Raw genomic sequence first — 18,797 nt, 5'->3', positions numbered from 1 at the left:
AAGGGTCATCCCGTAATCGGATTGAGAATGATTTGCGTTTACGTTAAATTGCGCTATCTCGGAATTTGACGGAGCAGATCGATGGCGATGGCGGAAGTGCTCGACCGACCGGCGGCGGCAGCGGCGAACCCGTTCCTCGGCAATTTTTCCGACCGGCCGCCGCGTGCGCGCCGTGCCGCGTCGGACCGTGCGCAGGGTGCGTTGCTCGACGTGCTGATCTCTCATCGCGCGATGCTCGTCAATGTCGCGCGCGGTTTCGTCGGTTGCGCGAGCCGCGCCGAGGACGTCGTGCACGACGTGTTCGTGAAACTCGTCGAATTCCCGAACCAGGACGCGGTGCGCCAGCCGGTCGCGTACGTGACGCGGATGGTGCGCAATGCGTCGATCGACGCGTGCCGCCGGCAAAGCCTCGAGAACGTCTATCACACGGAAGAGGACGACGGCTTCGACGTGCCGTCGCCCGAGCCGACGCCGGAAGCCGCGCTGCTGACGCGCGACACGCTGCGGCGCGTGTGGGCCGCGCTCGACGACCTGCCGGCGCGCAGCCGTGCCGCCTTCGAGATGGTGCGGCTGCGCGAGGAAACGCTGCAGACTGCGGCGCGCGCGCTGAACGTGTCGCAGACGCTCGTGCACTTCATGGTGCGCGACGCGGAGCGCCACTGCGCGGAATGCCTCGACGCGTGCCATCGCGGCGTCGCGTGCCCGGTGTTCCTGGGCGGCCGCGCACGCCGCCGGTAAAAAACCGCGCCGGCCAATCGTCTAACAGACAGGAGCGGCCGACACCGCCGCTTCGCCACCTTCAACCGCCTCAGCGATTTCCGATCATGACGCAAGCCACGACGCCTTCCGCCGACACCGACGACCTCGTCTATACGGTCGTCATCAACGACGAAGAACAGTATTCGATCTGGCCGACGTTCCGGCCCGTGCCGGCCGGCTGGCGCGAGATCGGCGTGAGCGGCCCGAAAGCCGACTGTCTCGCGCACATCGAGACCGTCTGGACCGACATGCGCCCCGCGAGCCTGCGCCGCGCGATGGACGGCGAGCGCGCATCGCGCGCGTCGTGACCCGCTGCGCCGTGATCCGGCGCGCCACCTGAAGAGGACGTTGCATGACCCTGCTTTCGTTGCCGACGCTCGACGACCTGCGTATCGAGCCGGGGCTGCCCACCGTCGTGTCGCCGCGCGGCGGCGACGGGATGTCGATCGACGACGTCGCGCCGCTCGCGCGCGAGATCGCGGCCGACACGCTCGAACGGGCGGGCGGCGTGCTGTTCACGGGCTTTCACGTGCCGTCGATCGACGCGTTCCAGCAGTTCGCGGCGTCGTTCGGCGATCCGCTGATCGGCTATGAATATGCGTCGACGCCGCGCAGCCAGGTCGAAGGCGCGGTCTACACGTCGACCGAATACCCGCCGCACCGTGCGATTCCGCTGCACAACGAGCAGTCGTACACACGCGAATGGCCGCTGCGGATCTGGTTCCACTGCGCGCTCGCGGCCCCGAAGGGCGGTGCGACGCCGATCGCGGACAGCCGCGCGGTATACCGCGCGCTCGATCCGGCGCTGGTTGCGCGCTTCGAGAAGCGCGAGCTGCTGTACGTGCGCAATTTCGGACAGGGGCTCGACCTGCCGTGGCAGCAGTCGTTCGGCACCGACGAGCCGGCCGAGGTCGAACGGATGTGCGCGGCGCGCGGCATCGAATGCACGTGGCGCACCGGCGACGACGGCGAACTGCTGCTGCGCACCCGCGAACGTTGCCAGGCCGTTGCGCGCCATCCGCGCACGGACGAGCGCGTGTGGTTCAACCAGGCGAACCTGTTTCACCTGTCGGCGCTCGACGACGACATGCAGGAGGCGCTCGTCGACGCGGTCGGGCTCGAGAACGTGCCGCGCAACGTGTATTACGGCGACGGCGAACCGCTCGAAGCCGATGCACTCGCTCAGATCCGCGGCGTGCTCGACCAGCAGCGCATCGTGTTCCCGTGGCGCACGGGCGACGTGCTGATGCTCGACAACATGCTGACCGCGCATGCGCGCGACCCGTTCGATGGGCCGCGCAAGGTCGTCGTCGCGATGGCGCAGAGTCATACGGTCCCGCGCGACCGAACGGAGGATTGATGACGCGTCGTACCGCCGCGCTTGCCGCGCGCGGGCTGTCGGTAGGGTATCGCGACCATGTCGTGATCGACGGGCTGGACCTGTCGATCGCGGCCGGCCGCGTTACCGCGCTGTGCGGACCGAACGGTTGCGGCAAGAGCACGCTGCTGCGCACGCTCGCGGGCCTGCAGCCCGCACGTGCCGGCCATGTCGAAGTCAACGGCCAGCCGCTCGCGTCGTTTCGCCGTCGCGCGCTTGCGCGCGAGCTGACGATGCTCGCGCAGTTCAACCAGATTCCTTCGGGCCTCACGGTGCGCGAGCTCGTCGCGTACGGGCGCTATGCGTACGGCGGCTTCCTGCGCGGGCTGACGCGCACCGACCATGCGGCGATCGACGAGGCGCTCGAGACGAGCGGCCTCGCCGACGACGCGAACCGCGACGTCGGTGCGCTGTCCGGCGGCGAACGCCAGCGCGCGTGGATCGCGATGGCGCTCGCGCAGCAGGCGCCGATCGTGCTGCTCGACGAACCGACGACCTATCTCGACATCCATCACCAGCTCGACATCCTCGATGCGCTGCGCACGCTGAACCGCACGCGCGGGCTGACGATCGTGTGGGTGCTGCACGACCTGAACCAGGCGGCCGCGTACAGTGACGAGATCGTGCTGATGCGCGCGGGCCGCCTCGTCGCGCAGGGCACGCCCGACGCGATGCTCGATCCGGCGCGGCTGCGCGCGGCGTTCGGCGTCGAGATGCTGAAGCTCGCGCATCCGCAAACGGGCGCGCCGATGTGCGTGCCGGCCTACGGGCCGTCAACCGACGGCGCGCCGCAGGCGGCCGGCGTCTTCGACCGGGATCTCGCCGTATGACGACGTTCGCGATGCGCAAGCGCCTCGCGGCGGCGGGGAAGGGCGCGGCTTCGGGCCGGGCCGGCGCGATCGCGTTCGGCCTCGTCACGTTGATCGCGCTGCTCGCGGCGCTGCGCGTCGCCCCCGATCTGCGCGTGTGGCGGGACGCCGTGCCCGGCAGTGATGCCGCCGCGCTCGCGCACGTGTTCCTGTTCGACCTCAACCTGCCGCGCGTCGCGGCCGCGCTCGTCGCGGGCGGCTGCCTCGGCATCGCCGGCGCGCTGTTCCAGTCGCTCACGCGCAATCCGCTCGCGTCGCCCGACCTGCTCGGCGTGACGGGCGGCGCCCAGCTCGGCCTGCTCGCGGCGATGCTCGTGCCGGCGCTGGCCGGGGTCGCGTCGGTGCCGTTGTTGTTCGTGTGCGGGCTGGCCGCCGCCGCAATCGCGATCGTCGCGGCCGGCGGCTGGCGCGCGACGCCGTTGCGGCTCGTGCTCGCGGGCAGCGTGTGCATGCTGCTGTTCGCGGCGCTGTCGACGCTCGTGCTCGCGTTCTTCGAGCAGAACATCGCGGGCGCCGCGCTGTGGACCAACGGCAGCCTCTACCAGCCGGGCGCGACGGGCCTCGGGCTCGCCGCGCGCTGGCTGGTCGTGCCGCTCATCGCGTTGCCGTTCGTGATCCGGCCGCTGAATCCGCTCACGCTCGGCGACGATGCGGCGGCCGCGGCCGGCGTGCGCGTCGATGCGACGCGGCTCGCCGCGACGATCGTTGCGGTCGCGTTCACGAGCGTGGCCGTCAGTATCGCGGGCCCGCTGTCGTATGTCGGCCTCGTCGCGCCGAACCTGCTGCGCCAGGTGCGCGGCGCGCGCGCGGCGCGGCTTGGCGTGCTGGTGCCGCTGTCCGCGCTCGCGGGCGGTGCGCTCGTGCTCGTCACCGACAGCGCGGTGCTCGCGTCGGGCCTCGACGCCACGCTGTCGACCGGCGTCGCGATCGCGCTGGTCGGCACGCCGCTGATGCTGGCGATGATCCGGCGCGGCGCCGCGTGGTCGGGCGTGCTGCATGCGGATGGCGAACGCGCGGCAGGCGGCGGCTCGACGCGGCTCGTGGGCTGGCTCGAACGGCTCGGCTGGCCGCTGCGCACCGCGCTGTTCGTCGCGGCAGGCGTGCTGATCGTGTTGGTCGGCGTATCGGCCGGCCCCGAGTGGCTGTCGATCGCGCGCTGGTCCGATGCGCTGTCCGGTCACGATGCGCTCGCGCGGATGCTGATCGACCTGCGCATGCCGCGCCTGCTGTGCGCGCTTCTGGCCGGCGCGTTGCTGGCGGTGAGCGGCGTCGCCATGCAAAGCGTCGTGCGCAATCCGCTCGCGGGCCCTGAAGTGCTCGGCGTTACGCAGGGCGCGGGGCTGGTCACGCTGTTTGCGTTGTCGACGTGGCCGCTGATGGGCCACCTGACGCTCGCGGCGGCCGCGCTGATCGGCGGCGGACTGTCGCTCGCGATCACGCTCGCGCTGAATCACCGGCATCGCTACGCGCCGCTCGCGGTGGCGCTGACGGGCATCGTGATCGGCGCATTGTGGACCACGCTCGCGCAATGGTTGATCACGCAGGAAAGCGTGCAGCCCGCGCGTTTCGTCGTGTGGCTCGTCGGCGGCACTTATGGCCGGAGCTGGGGCGAGGTGTCGATGCTGCTGCCGTGGTGCGTGCTCGCGGTGCCGGTGTTTGCGTGGCTCGCGAAACCGCTCGACATGCTCGCACTCGGCGACGATCAGGCGGCCGCGCTCGGCCTGCCGGTGGCCGCGCTGCGGCCGCTCGCGCTGACGATCGCGACGCTCGCCGCGTGCGCGGCCGTCGCGGCGGTCGGGCCGGTCGGCTTCATCGGGTTGATGGCACCGCACGTCGCGACGATGCTCGGCGCGCGCCGGCACCGTACGCGGCTGTGGCTCGCAGCCGCGTGCGGCGCGCTGATCCTCGGGGTGGCGGATCTCGCGGCGCGTACGGTCGTCGCGCCGCGCGAAGTGCCGGCCGGCGTGCTGACCGCGCTGATCGGCGCACCGTACCTGCTCGGGTTGTTGATCCTCGAGGGGCGCCGCGCCCGGCGCGCAGGGCGATGACGCCCGCGCTCGACGGCGCGCCTGCCACGCGTTTTTCAGCGTTCGCGCCCGAACCGTTCGCCGAACACCTCGACGTCGTCTGGCTCGGCATGCCCGACGACGCGCACGCGCCGGGACGCATCATCGTGCCGGTCAGCGCGTTGCCCGCGCACCGCGACATCGTGCTCGACGCGATGGTCGGCCATTACGGCGGCGATCCGGCGCAGCATGCGCGCGCGCTGATGTCGCAATGGAGCAAATACTATTTCGGCCGCGCGGCGCCGGCCGGCGTCGTCGCCGCGCTGACGCTCGGCCGCCCGCTCGACATGACGCCCGAGCGCACGTTCGTCGCGCTCGACGACGGGATGCCCGCCGCGCTGTACTTCCCGCACGATGCGCTCGGCGAACCGTGCGACGCCCCGGCGCCACGCTATGCGGGGCTCGTCTCGCATCTTGGCGCCGTGATCGACGCGCTCGCGGCGATGGGCCGCGTCACGCCGCGCGTGCTGTGGAGCAACGCAGGCAACCTGCTCGACTACCTGCTCGATACGTATCGTTCGCTGCCATGCGCGGCCGATCCCGTTCGGGATACGGACTGGCTGTTCGGCTCGAACTGCGTGCACGGCGAACCGAATCCGCTGCGCCTGCCGGTGCGCGATGCCGTGCCGCGCTCGGCGCTGCTGCCGACGCCGTTTCGCGCGCGCCGCGTGTGCTGCCTGCGCTATGAAATTCCTGGAGAAACGCAACTGTGTGGAAGCTGCCCCCTGCTACTGACGATGGACGACGCGGCGCTGGCCGGGCAGGACGCGATCCGGTGACGGATGCCGGCCGCCGGCACGCGCTCGGCGCACTCGCGGCGCTCGGCGCCGCGTGCTGCGGCGCGCTTGGCGCACGGTCCCACGCCGTTGCCGCGACCCTCGACGCTCATCGCGTGCAGGGCGTGCAGGGCGTGCGTGCGCCGGGCGCGGTGTCGCTGGCCGGCAATCCCGTCGTGTCCCAGGCGAGCGCGACGATGCCGGTGCGCCCGCAGCGCGTGGTCGCGCTCGACTTCATGTTCGCGGAAAGCGTGATCGCGCTCGACATCGTGCCGGTCGGGATGGCCGATACCGCGTTCTATCCGGGCTGGCTCGGCTACCAAAGCGACCGGCTCGCGAACGTGACCGATATCGGTTCGCGCCAGGAGCCGGGCCTCGAAGCGATTGCGGCGGTCAAGCCCGACCTGATCATCGGCGTCGGCTTCCGGCATGCGCCGATCTTCGACGCGCTCGACCGGATCGCACCGACGATCCTGTTCCAGTTCAGCCCGAACGTGTCCGATGGCGGCGTGCCGGTCACGCAGCTCGACTGGATGCGGCGGATCTTCCGGACGATCGGTGCGGTGACGGGGCGCGACGCGCGTGCGCAGGCGGTCGATGCGCAGCTCGATGCGGGCATCGCGCGCAATGCGGCGCGGCTCGCGGCCGCGGGCAGAAAGGGCGAGCGCGTCGCGCTGCTGCAGGATCTCGGCTTGCCCGACCGCTACTGGGCCTATACGGGCAACAGCACGTCGGCGGGCCTCGCGCGGGCGCTCGGTCTCGATCCGTGGCCGAAGAAGCCGACACGGGAAGGCACGTTGTACGTGACGTCGGCCGATTTGCTCAGGCAGCGTGAGCTGGCCGTGCTGTTCGTGACCGCATCGGGGATGGAGGTGCCGCTGTCCGCGAAACTCGATTCGCCGGTGTGGCGCTTCGTGCCCGCGATGAAGGCGCACCGGATCGCGCTCGTCGAACGCAATATCTGGGGATTCGGCGGGCCGATGTCGGCGCTGAAGCTGGCCGACGTGATGACCGATACGATGCTTAAGCTGCCGGCCGTGAGTTGAGTGCGTGCGCGGCGGTCGATCGGCGGACGATGCGGCTTCGGCTTCGACGGGCAGGGCGTTGCGGTCGGCACGATTCGCGGTGAACCGCCCGGGCTATTCCACGATCGCACAGCACACACGGGCCCTGTCCTTCCGAAACGAAAATCGCCGGCGCACTGTCATTGCAGCGCGCCGGCGATTTTTTTGATCGTCTGCCGCGTTACGCGCTCAGCGCATCGACACCATCCTGCGCGCGCGAGCGCGCCGGCGTCGTGTCGCTGACGATGCGCCCGTTGTCGAGCTTCAGCAGGCGGTCGGCGAGATCGAAGTAGCGGTCGTCGTGCGTGATCACGATCACCGCCTTGCCGCGCGCGCGCAGCTCGGGCAGCAGTTGCTCGTAGAACACGGCCTTGAACGACGGGTCCTGGTCGGCTGCCCATTCGTCGAACAGGTAGAACGGCCGGTCCTCCAGGTACGCGACGACGAGCGCGAGCCGCTTGCGCTGCCCGGTCGACAGCGCGCGGGTGGAGAACGCGCCGTCGACCACCTTCACCTTGTGGTCGAGCGCGAGTTTCGCGACGAGCGCGTTTGCGCGCGCATCGGCCTGCGCACGGGACGGATCGTCGGGATCGACGATGCCGAGCAGCGCATCGAACAGGTGGAAATCGTTGAACACCGCGCTGAAGCGTTGCCGGTACGCGGCGCGCTCGCGCCAGCCGATCGCGCGGCCGTCGACCTCGATCGTGCCTTCTTCCGGTTCGTAGAGCCCCGTCAGCACCTTCGCGAGCGTCGTCTTGCCGCTGCCGTTGCCGCCGACGATGAACACGAGCTCGCCCGGCTGGATCGTCAGGTTGATCGGCCCGATGCTGAACATCCGTTCGTCGCGCTCGTGGAAGTACGCATGCGTGACGCCGCGCAGCGTGACGGAGCCGGCCGGCGGCACGTCGGGTGCATCGGACGCGGGCGGCACCGTGCGCAGCGCGCCGAATTCGGCCATCACGCCTTCGATCCGCGTGAGCGACACGCGGGCTGCATTGACGGTCGGCAGGTTGTTCAGGAGTCCGTCGAGCGGCACGAGCATGAACAGGAACACGACGACGTAGCCGGCGGCCGCGGCCGGATCGGCATGCACGCCGAGTTGCGGCCAGAACGACGCGATGCCGAGGAACACATAGAACAGGAAGATGATCCAGCCGACGCCGACCGCATATGCGCTGAACGCGCGGCGGCGGTGATCGCGTACTTCGCCGATCGCGGCGCCGAGCTGGCCGTCGACGAACTGGCGTGCGCGCTCGTCGTGCAGCTTCAGCTCCTTCGCGCCGGAAAACAGCGAGCCGAGATAGCCGAACAGGCGGTCCTGCGCCTGGCCGGCCGCTTCGAGCGACGCGATCGCGCGGCGATCGCCGGTGTGATAGCCGAGCGAGCCGGCAATGATCGCGGCCAGCGCCAGCAGGCACACGGGCCACGACAGCCACGCGAGATAGCCGAGGCAGCCGAACACGATCGAGCCGTGCATGACCAGGTTCGGCAGCGCGAAGAACAGCATCGACACGTTGGTGGCGTCGTCGGTCAGCACCGACTGCACGGGCGCCGCGCCGATCCGCTCGATGTCGCGCAGCTCGGCCGCGCCGACGCGCCGCGCGAGATGCACGCGCAGCCGCGCCATCGTGTCCTGCGACAGGCGGGCAAACAGCGTGCCCGACACGATTCGCGTGACGAGCGCGATCACCGCGCACAGCGCGAAGCGCCACGCGAGCGACGCGTCGGCCGCGCCCGGCTGCGAGAGCGCGCGGTTCAGCGTCGCGACGAGCAGCACGCTCGCGACGCCGTTCAGCACGCACGCGGTGAGCGCCAGCGCGAGCGACGCACGGCTTTCGCGCAACAGCGCAAGGATCAGGCGCGCCGCGGGGCGGCCGGGGGAAGCGTCGAGGGGCGGCGGGGAAGAAGGCTCGTGGGCGGCAGTCATCGGCAACGTCGGTAAAGGGAAGGCAAGCGAAAACGCGGAAACGGCAAAGCTGACGTGAAAGCGGCGGGCGAGGCGGGGCCCCGTTCCGGCTTTCCTCCCTGATAGACGAACGGGCCGCGCAAATATTTAGCGGCGTGTACAAAAAAAGCCTTCGCGCGGGCTTTGCGCACAAAACGGTAAAAAATCGGCCACGCCGTTCGTCACACCAGTGAAGCCGCCCCAAGCGGCCCCGAGACTTGGCCGAAGCGGCCGGACCGAAGGACTTCACGCACATGACGAGTTTCCCGACTGCGCTGCATCACCGAATCCGCGAACTGGCGCGCCTCGCGCCCGACGCACCCGCCATCGCAATCCCTTTCCAGAATGACTTGCGCCTGTCGCGCGGCGCGCTCGATGCGCGGGCATCGCGGCTGGCCCGGCAACTGCGCGCGGCCGGCGTCGGCGCGGAAGTGCGGGTGGGCGTGTGCGTCGAGCGTTCGTGCGAACTGTTCGTCGCGCTGCTGGCCGTGCTGAAGGCGGGCGGCGTGTTCGTGCCGCTCGACCCGCGTCATCCGGCCGCGCGCCTCGACTGGATCGTCCAGGATGCGCAGTTGCGGCACGGGATCGTCGATGCCGCCGGCCGTGCGGCGCTCGGTCAGCCGTTCGAGCACGCGTTTGACGCGGCAGTGGCAGCGGAAGTAGAAGCGGCGGACGGGCAGGATATGTCCGCCGATGACGAGGCCGTGTCCGTCCACCCGCGTTCGGCCGCCTACATGATTTATACGTCGGGTTCGACCGGCACGCCGAAGGCGGTCGTCGTCGAACACGGGCCGCTCGCCGCGCACTGCGACGCGCTCGCGGCCGCGCTGCCGATCGAGGCCGGCGACCGCCTGCTGCATTTCGCGTCGGTCAATTTCGACGCCGCTCATGAATGCTGGCTCGCGCCGCTCGCGAGCGGCGCCAGCATCGTCGTGGCGCCGCCGCAGCCCTTCGCGCCGGATGCCGCGCGTGCGTTGATGGTGAATGAATCGGTCAACGTCGCCGCGTTCCCGCCTGCGTACCTGCGCGAATTCGCGGCGGTGGCCGCGCGCGACGGCGTGCCGCCGACACTGCGCGTGCTCGCGTTCGGCGGCGAAGCGCTGCCGCAGCAGGCATTCGAGTTCGTGCGCGGCACGTTCCCGTCGGTACGCCTGATCAACGGCTACGGGCCGACGGAGGCTGTCATTTCGCCGATGCTGTGGCCGGTCGAGCCGGGCGAGACGCCCGTGCTGGCCGCCACCGACGCGTACGCGTCGCTGCCGATCGGCCGCGTGATCGGGCCGCGCGTCGCGCGTATCGACGGCGGCGACGGCGTGGGCGAACTGCTGCTGGGCGGCGTGTGCGTCGCGCGCGGCTATCACGGCCGTCCGGCGCTGACGGCCGAACGCTTCATTCCCGATGCCGACGGCGAACCCGGTGCGCGCGTGTACCGCACCGGCGATCTCGCACGGCTGCGCGAAGACGGCGCATTCGACTATCTCGGCCGCCTCGACGATCAGGTCCAGGTGCGCGGCGTGCGTGTCGAGCCCGCTGAAATCGCCGCATGCCTGCGCTCGCATCCGGCCGTGGCCGACGCGGCCGTGGTCGCCGAAGCCGGCAACGGGCCGACGCGGCTGATCGCGTGCGTCGCGTTGCGCGCGGCGGCCGACGATGCGGTGCTGAAAGCACACGTGGCCGCGCAACTGCCGGCCGCCTGGCAGCCGCACCGGTTCGTGCGTTGCGATGCGCTGCCGTATACGCTGAACGGCAAGATCGACCGCGCCGCGCTGCGCGAGAAGATTGCCGCCGCGCGCGACACCGCACCAGGCAGCGGCGACACACCGCGCACGCCGACCGAACGGCAGCTCGCCGACCTCTGGCAGACGCTGCTCGGCCTTGACGTCACGCCGTCGCGTGACGACCGGTTCTTCGCGCTGGGCGCCGATTCGCTCGCCGCGATGCAGTTGCAGGCGGCGATCCGCGCGGCAGTACGCGTGAACCTGCGGCTCGATACGCTGTTCGCCGATCCGGCGCTCTTCGAACTGGCCGAGGCGGTCGATCGTGCGGAACGCGAAACCGGCGAACCGCTGGCCGCCATTTCCGCGCACCGCGCGCCGGCCGAAGCAGTCGAATCGTACGCGCCGCACGTCGACCGCGCCGCATCGCTCGCGCAGCAACGATTCTGGGTGCTCGCGCAAACACGTGACGCGAGCGCCGCGTATCACATCGCCGCGCACTGGACGATCGACGGCACGCTCGATCGCGCTGCGTTGCAGCGCGCGCTCGATCACGTGATCGAGCGCCACGAAGCATGGCGCACGACGCTCGTCGACAACGACGACGGCATCGTGATGCAGCGGATTCATGCGCATCTGCACGTGCCGATCGTCGACGTCGACCTGCGCGGCCAGCCGCCCGCCGCCCGCGACGCGCACGCCGCGCGTCTCGCCGAGCGCGACGCGGCCGAACCGTTCGACCTCGCACGCGGCCCGCTGCTGCGCGCGACGCTGGTCGCACTCGCCGACGACCGTCACCGCCTGCTGCTCACCGCCCATCACGCGATCACCGACGGCTGGAGTTCGCGCTGCGCATTTGACGAGCTGTCGGCCGCCTATCGTGCGTACGCCGAAGGCCGCGAACCGTCGCTGCCCGAACTGCCGATCCAGTACGCCGACTATGCGGACTGGCAACGCGACATGCTGGCCGGCGGCGAGGGGGAACGTCAGCTCGACTACTGGCGCGGCGCGTTGCGCGACGTGCCGGGCCCGCTCGCGCTGCCGGTCGATCGTCAGCCGGGGGCGGTACGCACGCTGCAAGGCGCACGCGTGTCGGTGCGGCTGCCCGACGCGGTCGCGGCCGATGTGCGGCAACTCGCGCGCGACACGCAGGCCACTACCTTCACGGTGCTGCTGGCCGCGCTCGACGCGTGGTTGTCGCGCCTGACCGGCGAGACGGACGTTGTCGTCGCGGTGCCGGTCGCGCATCGCCAGCGCCCGGAAACGCGCGCGCTGCTCGGCCTGTTCCTGAATACGGTCGCGCTGCGCGTACGCGTGGCGCCGACGCTGCCGTTCCGCGCGCTCGTCGACGCAGCGCGCACGGCGGCGCTCGACGCGGTCGCGCACCAGGACGTGCCGTTCGAGCGCGTCGTCGATGCGGTGAAGCCGCCGGTCAAGCGCGGTGACGAATGGCTGCGCGTGAAATTCGCGCAGCAGTTCGACGCGCGGCACGACAGCGTGCTGCCGGGCGCGACGGCCGTCGCGGCGCCGGGGCCTGACCTCGCCGCACGCTTCGACTTCGCCGTGGATTTCACCGACGATGCGAATGGCATCGAACTGGTCGCGGCCTATGCGACCGACTGCATCGACGGCGACACCGCGCGCGCATGGCTCGACAGCTATGCGGCGCTCGTGGGTGCGGCCGCGGGCGATCCGCATCAAACCACGGCCGTCCTGCCGTGTGACGCATCGGCGGCTTCGCGCCAGCCGCGCGACGGCCGTGCGCTGCGCGTCGAACATGCGGACATCGTCGCCGCGTTCGCGCGACAGGCGGCCGCGTATCCGCATCGCGTCGCGCTCGCCGACGCGTCGGTGTCGCTGACGTTCGCCGAACTCGACGACGCATCGAACCGCATCGCGCGCGCGCTGACCCAACGCGGCGTGGCCGCCGAAGCGGCCGTCATCGTCTGCATCGAACGTTCGGCGCGCTTCGTCGTCGATTTGCTCGGCGCGCTGAAGGCCGGTGCACTTGCGGTGTTGCTTGATCCCGCCCAGCCCGACGCGCGACTGGCCGCGGCGGCAGCCGACTGCGGCGCGCGCTGGGCGCTCGTCGCGGAGCCGGCCGCGTGGCCGGCCGGCATCGACGCACAGCCGCTCGACGTCGACACGCTCGCGCAGGATGCCTCGCTCGCGCATGCAGCCGGCGTACGCATCGCGCCGCATCCGGAACAGGGGGCGTACCTGATCTACACGTCGGGCTCGACCGGCACGCCGAAGGGCGTCGTCGTGTCGCACGGCGCACTCGCCGACTACGTGCAGGGGATGCTCGACGAACTCGCGTTCGCACCGGACGCGTCGTTCGCGATGGTGTCGACCGTCGCGGCCGATCTCGGCCACACGACGCTGTTCGGCGCGCTGTGCGCGGGCCGCACGCTGCACCTGCTGCCGGCCGCGTGCGCGTTCGATCCCGACCTGTTCGCCGATGAAATGCGCCGCCGCGACATCGGTGTGCTGAAGATCGTGCCGAGCCACCTGCAGGCGCTGCTCGATGCGCGCGTGCCGGCCGACGTGCTGCCGCGCCACGCGCTCGTGACCGGCGGCGAAACGCTCACGTGGGCGCTCGTCGCGCGCGTGGCCGCGCTCGCGCCGGCCTGCCGCGTGATCAACCACTACGGGCCGACCGAAACGACGGTCGGCGCGATAGCCTGCGACACGGCGTCGATCGCCGCCGATGCGCGCGATCCCGCGAGCGGCGTGCCACTCGGCCTGCCGCTGCCGAATGCGCGCGCGCTGGTGCTCGACGCGTTCGGCGCGTGCGTGCCGGCCGGCGCGACGGGCGAACTGTATCTGGGTGGGCCGGGCGTCGCGCGCGGCTACCTCGGGCGGCCGGCGCAGACCGCCGAGCGCTTCGTCCCCGATCCGTTTACGCCCGGCGCGCGGCTGTATCGCACCGGCGACCACGTGCGCTTGCGCGCGGACGGCCGCCTCGCGTTCCTCGGCCGTATCGACGATCAGGTGAAGATTCGCGGCTATCGCGTCGAACCGGGCGAGGTTAGTGCGGCCGTGCGCGCAGCCGGCCAGGTCGCACAGGCCGAAACCCTCGCGATCGAGCACGACGGCCGCATGCGGCTCGCGACGTTCGTCGTGATGCGCGACGGTGCGACCTTCGACGAGGCTGCATTGCGCGAAGCGCTTGTCGCGAAGCTGCCCGACTATATGGTGCCCGCGCAGTTCGTCGCGCTCGCGCGTCTGCCGGTCACCGCGAACGGCAAGATCGATCGTGCCGCGTTGCGTGAACGGGCGGCCACGCCGGTCGCGACGGCATCCGGCGATACCCCGCAGGGCGCGGTCGAAACGGTGCTCGCCGAAGTCTGGCAGGCCGTGCTGAAGGCGCCGAAGGTCGGGCGCGACGACAATTTCTTCGCGCTCGGCGGCGATTCGATTCTCGTGCTGCAGGTGATCGCCCGTGCGCGCAAGCGCGGCGTGCGATTCACGCCGAAGCAGCTGTTCGACGGCCCGACGGTCGCCGAACTCGCACGCATTGCGAAGACGGAGGACGTGGCTGCGGCGGCTGCCGCTGCCGCACAACCTGCGGTCGCGGCCGGCGCGCCGGTGGCTGCGAGGGTCCTGACACCCGCTCAGCAGCGCTTCTTCGCGCTCGATATTCCGCATCCGGGCCACTGGAACCAGTCGGTCGCGTTCGATGTGCGCGGGCCGTTCGACGCCGACGCATTCGCGCGCGCCTTCGCATCGTTGCTGACGCATCACGACGCATTCCGCCAGCGGTTCGCGGGTGGCGCCGATGGGACGTGGCACGCCAGCGAGGCGGCGAAGCCGTACGACGCGCTGCCGTTCGTCGACGTCTCCGCCCGAGACGAAGCCGACGCGCTAGCGCGCTTCGACGCGTTGCAGCGTCGCCTCGACCTCGGCCGCGGGCCGCTTGCCTGCGCGTGCGCGGCACGCTTGCCGGACGGCGCGACGCAGCTCTATCTCGCGATTCACCATGCGATCGTCGATGGCGTGTCGTGGCGCATCCTGCTCGACGACCTCGACACGGCGTACCGCGCCGCTTGCGAACGCGCGCCGGTCAAGCTGTCGCAGCCGGGCCTGCGCGCGGATGCGTGGGCCGCACGGCTCGCACGGGCGGCAACGGAACCGCGCTCGCCGTTCGCGGCCGAGGCTGCGTACTGGGCCGGCATGGCGCAGGGCGACGACATCGCGCCCGATCATCCCGACGCGGCGGCAACGAACGCCGATGCGGCCGTCGTCGTGCAGACGATCGACGCGGCATTGACGCGCGCGGCGTTGACCGATACGCATGCGGCCTACCGCACGCAGACGATCGAGCTGCTGGGCGCGGCGCTCGCACAGGCGCTGGCCGGCGTGAGCGGTGCCGCGTCGTGCCGCATCGAACTGGAAGGGCATGGCCGCGAGGCACTGTTCGACGACGCGGATGCCAGCCGCACGATCGGCTGGCTGACGAGCCATTACCCGGTGACGCTGCCGGTCGCGGCCACGGCGCGCGACACGCTGTGCTCGGTCAAGGACGTGCTGCGCGCGGTGCCGCACAAGGGTCTCGGCTTCGGCGTGCTCGCGCACTACGGCGATGCGGCGACGCGTGCGGCGCTGGTCGCCGTGCCGCGCCCGCGCGTCACGTTCAACTATCTCGGCCAGTTCGACGCGCCGCGCGATGCCGCGCTCGTGCCGCGCTTCGGCGGCGCCGGCGTCGAGCGCGATCCCCAGGGGCCGCTCGGCAATACGCTCGCGATCCACGCGTACCTCGATACGGATCGTGACGGCGCGCGCACGCTGAAAGTGCACTGGGTCTACGGCGCACCGCAATTCGAACGCACGACGATCGACGCATTCGCCGAACGCTTCGCGGCGGCGCTGCGCGAACTTGTCGACACGTGCGTGTCGCGCGTGGCGCATCGCGGTGGTGGCGCGACGCCGGGCGATTTCCCGCTCGCGCAGTCCGCCGGTCTCACGCAGGCCGCGATCGAGCGCGCGCCGCTCGACTGGCGCACGATCGAAGACGTGTATCCGTTGTCGCCGATGCAGCAGGGCATCCTGTTCCATGCGCTGTTCGCGCCCGGTCACGCCAGCTATGTGAACCAGCTCGTCGCGACCGCGACCGCACTCGACGCCGACCGGCTCGCGGCCGCATTCGACGCGTCGATCGCCCGCCACGACATCCTGCGCACGAGCGTGATGCCGGACGAAGCCGCGCCGCTGCAGTGCGTGCATCGTCACGCGCGGATGCCGGTCGAACGGCTCGACTGGCGCACCCGCGGCGACACGCTCGATGCCGATTTCGACGCATGGCTCGCGGCCGATCGCGCCCGCGGTTTCGACTGGCGCGAGCCGCCGCTGATGCGGCTCACGCTGATCCGCGTGACCGATGATGCATGGCGCGTCGTGTGGACGCGTCATCACGTGCTGCTCGACGGCTGGAGCACGGCGCGCCTGCTCGCCGACGTGCTGCGCGACTATCGCGATCCGGATGCCGTGTCGCCGTTCGCAAGCCGCCCGGCGCTGCGTTATCGCGACTTCATCGCATGGCTCGGCACGCGCGACCGCGACGCCGACGAGCGCTTCTGGACGGAACGCCTCGCACGACTCGACGCACCGACGCTGATCGCGGCACGCACGGCCGACCGTGCGGATGCCGAAATGCTCACGTGGCGCGCAACGCTCGATGCCGACACGATGACGCTTGTCGCGCAGACCGCACGCGCATTGAAGCTGACCGTCAACACGCTGGTGCAGGGCGCCTGGGCGCTCGCCCTGCAGCGGATGACGCACCAGCCGGCCGTCGCGTTCGGCGCGACCGTCGCGGGCCGCCCCGATGCGCTCGCGGACGTCGATTCGGTGCTCGGCCTGTTCATCAACACGCTGCCGGTGATTACCGCACCGGCGCCGCAACAACGCGCGGCCGACTGGCTGCAGACGCTGCAACGCGAGAACGCGGCTGCCGCCGAGCACGCGCACACGCCGCTCGCCGACATCCAGCGCTGGGCGCGCGGCGCGGGCGGCGCCCTGTTCGACACGCTGGTCGTGTTCGAGAACTACCCGGTCGACGACACGGCGCGCGACGCCGATCCGCGCGCGCTGGCATTGAGCGGCGTGCGCAGCATCGAAGCCACCGATTTCGCACTGACGCTCGTGATCGAGAGCGGCACCGAGCTGACGATCGACTACGGCTACGACACCGCGCGCGTCGATGCGCGACAGGTTGAAACCTGGCACCGCGCGTTTGCATGCGCGCTCGACGCGCTGGCCCGCACGCCGGATGCGCTGCTCGGCACGCTGTCGATCGCCGACGAAGCGACTCGCGACGCGCTGGTCCATGCGTGCAACACCGCGCACATCTGGCCGGACGCGCAACGTCAGCCGCTGCATCTGCAATTCGCCGATGCGGCGCGGGCGACGCCCGACGCGATCGCGCTCGAATACGCGGACGTTCACGGCGGCGTGCATCGCGCGACCTATCGCGAACTCGACTTCAGCACGTCACGCATCGCGGCCGCATTGCGCCGGCGCGGCGTGCGGCCCGACACGCCGGTCGCACTGTGCGTCGAGCGTTCGTTCGACATGGTGATGGCGCTGTTTGGCGTGCTGAAGGCCGGCGCGGCGTACTTGCCGGTCGATCCCGACTATCCGCCCGAGCGCATCGCGTACCTGCTGCGCGACGCGCGGCCGGCCGTCGCGATCACCCAGGCTCATCTGCGCGAGCAAGTCGAAGCTGCGCTCGGTGATGGTGCGGGCACGCAGTTGCTGACGGTTGCCGACCTGCTCGCCGATGAAACGGCCGATGAAACCGGACACGACGCCGCCGGCGCGACCGCGGCGATCGACGACGCGCAGCTCGCATACCTGATCTACACGTCCGGTTCGACCGGCAAGCCGAAGGGCGCCGGCAACACGCACGGCGCGCTCGCGAACCGGATCGCGTGGATGCAGCACGCGTACCGGCTGACGCGCGACGACGTCGTGCTGCACAAGACGCCGTTCGGCTTCGACGTATCGGTGTGGGAATTCGTGTGGCCGCTGGCGATCGGCGCGAAGCTCGCGATCGCCGCGCCAGGCGACCATCGCGATCCGGCGCGCCTGGCCGCCGCGATCCACGCACACGGCGTGACGGTGCTGCACTTCGTGCCGTCGATGCTGGCCGCGTTCGCCGCGCATCTCGACGATTTCTCGGCCGCCGCGCAGTGCGACAGCGTGCGCCTGATCGTTGCAAGCGGCGAGGCGCTCGCGCCTGAACTCGTCGCGAAGACGGCGCGACTGCTGCCGAACGCGACGCTCGTGAACCTGTACGGGCCGACCGAGGCCGCGATCGACGTGTCGCACTGGACCTGCGGCCCCGACGATGCGGATGCTGCCGCGGTGCCGATCGGCCATCCGATCGCGAACCTGCAACTGCACGTGCTCGATGCGGCGTGGCAGCCGGTGCCGGCCGGCGCGACCGGCGAACTCTATCTCGCGGGCGCGGGCCTCGCGCGCGGCTATCTCGGCCGTCCGGCGCTGACCGCCGAGCGCTTCGTGCCCGATCCGTTCGTGCCGGGCACGCGCATGTACCGCACGGGCGACCTCGCACGACGGCGTGCCGACGGTGCGCTCGACTATCTCGGCCGCGTCGATACGCAGGTCAAGCTGCGCGGCCAGCGGATCGAGCCGGGCGAGATCGAGGCGCTGCTGCGCGCGGCGGCCGGTGTGAACGACGCCGTCGTGATCGTGCGCGACGAGCAACTGATCGGCTATGTCGCGCGTGGCGACGCGGGCCCGCTCGACCAGGCGGCGCTGCTCGACGCGCTCCGTGCGCAATTGCCGGCCTACATGGTGCCGTCGCGACTGATCGAACTCGACGCGTTGCCCGTCACGCCGAACGGCAAATGCGATCGCCATGCGCTGCCCGCGCCGGCGCGCGAAGCGGCAACTGACGTCGCGCTCGCGACCGACACGGAACGCGCGCTCGCCGGGATCTGGCAACGCGTGCTGCACGTGGAGGCGATCGGCCGCGACGACGATTTCTTCCTGCTCGGCGGCCATTCGCTGCTCGCGACGCAGGCCCACGCGCAGGCGAATCTGCACTGGGGGCTCGCGTTGCCGCTGCGCACGCTGTTCGACACGCGCACGCTGGCGCGCTGCGCGGAGGCGATCGACGCGGCCTGCGCGGCGCGCGGCGAAACCGACGCGGCGAGCGCGATCGATGCGCTGCTCGGCGAACTGGAAACCCAATAAGG

Annotated in this window: 9 protein-coding genes; 8 read left to right on the top strand and 1 reads right to left on the bottom strand. The window is 71.0% G+C overall.

All coding sequences use genetic code 11. From position 1 onward, the window contains the following. The first annotated feature begins 81 nt into the window (after positions 1 to 81). From HWX39_RS22500 to HWX39_RS22470, 7 genes are all read left to right on the top strand, one after another. Positions 82 to 738 (top strand): RNA polymerase factor sigma-70, encoded by a 657-nt coding sequence (locus tag HWX39_RS22500; RefSeq protein ID WP_175970047.1) that lies wholly within the window; start codon positions 82 to 84, stop codon positions 736 to 738. Between the two features lie 86 nt (positions 739 to 824). Next, the gene (locus HWX39_RS22495; protein ID WP_011351933.1) at positions 825 to 1,067 is read left to right on the top strand and encodes an MbtH family NRPS accessory protein; all 243 of its coding nucleotides are present in this window, start codon (positions 825 to 827) and stop codon (positions 1,065 to 1,067) included. Positions 1,068 to 1,111: 44 nt separating this feature from the next. Then, complete coding sequence (locus HWX39_RS22490; protein WP_175970046.1) at positions 1,112 to 2,119, top strand: TauD/TfdA family dioxygenase; 1,008 nt, start codon at positions 1,112 to 1,114, stop codon at positions 2,117 to 2,119. Then, positions 2,119 to 2,967 (top strand): ABC transporter ATP-binding protein, encoded by an 849-nt coding sequence (locus HWX39_RS22485; RefSeq protein ID WP_175970045.1) that lies wholly within the window; start codon positions 2,119 to 2,121, stop codon positions 2,965 to 2,967. The genes HWX39_RS22490 and HWX39_RS22485 overlap by 1 nt, the downstream gene beginning before the upstream one ends. Further along, positions 2,964 to 5,054, top strand: a complete 2,091-nt coding sequence (fhuB, locus tag HWX39_RS22480; RefSeq protein WP_175970044.1) for a Fe(3+)-hydroxamate ABC transporter permease FhuB — start codon at positions 2,964 to 2,966, stop codon at positions 5,052 to 5,054. The genes HWX39_RS22485 and fhuB overlap by 4 nt, the downstream gene beginning before the upstream one ends. Continuing rightward, positions 5,051 to 5,851: a siderophore-iron reductase FhuF gene (fhuF, locus tag HWX39_RS22475; protein WP_175970043.1), complete on the top strand. Its 801-nt coding sequence runs from the start codon at positions 5,051 to 5,053 to the stop codon at positions 5,849 to 5,851. The genes fhuB and fhuF overlap by 4 nt, the downstream gene beginning before the upstream one ends. Then, positions 5,848 to 6,894 (top strand): iron-siderophore ABC transporter substrate-binding protein, encoded by a 1,047-nt coding sequence (locus HWX39_RS22470; RefSeq protein ID WP_175970042.1) that lies wholly within the window; start codon positions 5,848 to 5,850, stop codon positions 6,892 to 6,894. The genes fhuF and HWX39_RS22470 overlap by 4 nt, the downstream gene beginning before the upstream one ends. A 199-nt stretch (positions 6,895 to 7,093) precedes the next feature. Here HWX39_RS22470 and HWX39_RS22465 read toward each other — a convergent pair whose 3' ends face one another. Then, on the bottom strand, positions 7,094 to 8,839 hold the full coding sequence (locus tag HWX39_RS22465) for a cyclic peptide export ABC transporter (protein WP_175955391.1): 1,746 nt from the start codon (positions 8,837 to 8,839) through the stop codon (positions 7,094 to 7,096). Between the two features lie 272 nt (positions 8,840 to 9,111). Here HWX39_RS22465 and HWX39_RS22460 point away from each other — a divergent pair, with 272 nt between their 5' ends. Beyond that, complete coding sequence (locus HWX39_RS22460; protein WP_175970041.1) at positions 9,112 to 18,795, top strand: non-ribosomal peptide synthetase; 9,684 nt, start codon at positions 9,112 to 9,114, stop codon at positions 18,793 to 18,795. Positions 18,796 to 18,797 lie beyond the last annotated feature (2 nt).

The organism is Burkholderia sp. BCC0322 (assembly GCF_902833045.1).
In the GTDB taxonomy this organism is placed as follows: Bacteria; Pseudomonadota; Gammaproteobacteria; order Burkholderiales; family Burkholderiaceae; genus Burkholderia.
The sequence above is the reverse complement of the archived record's forward strand: the minus strand, read 5'-3'. Positions and strand labels throughout refer to the sequence as shown.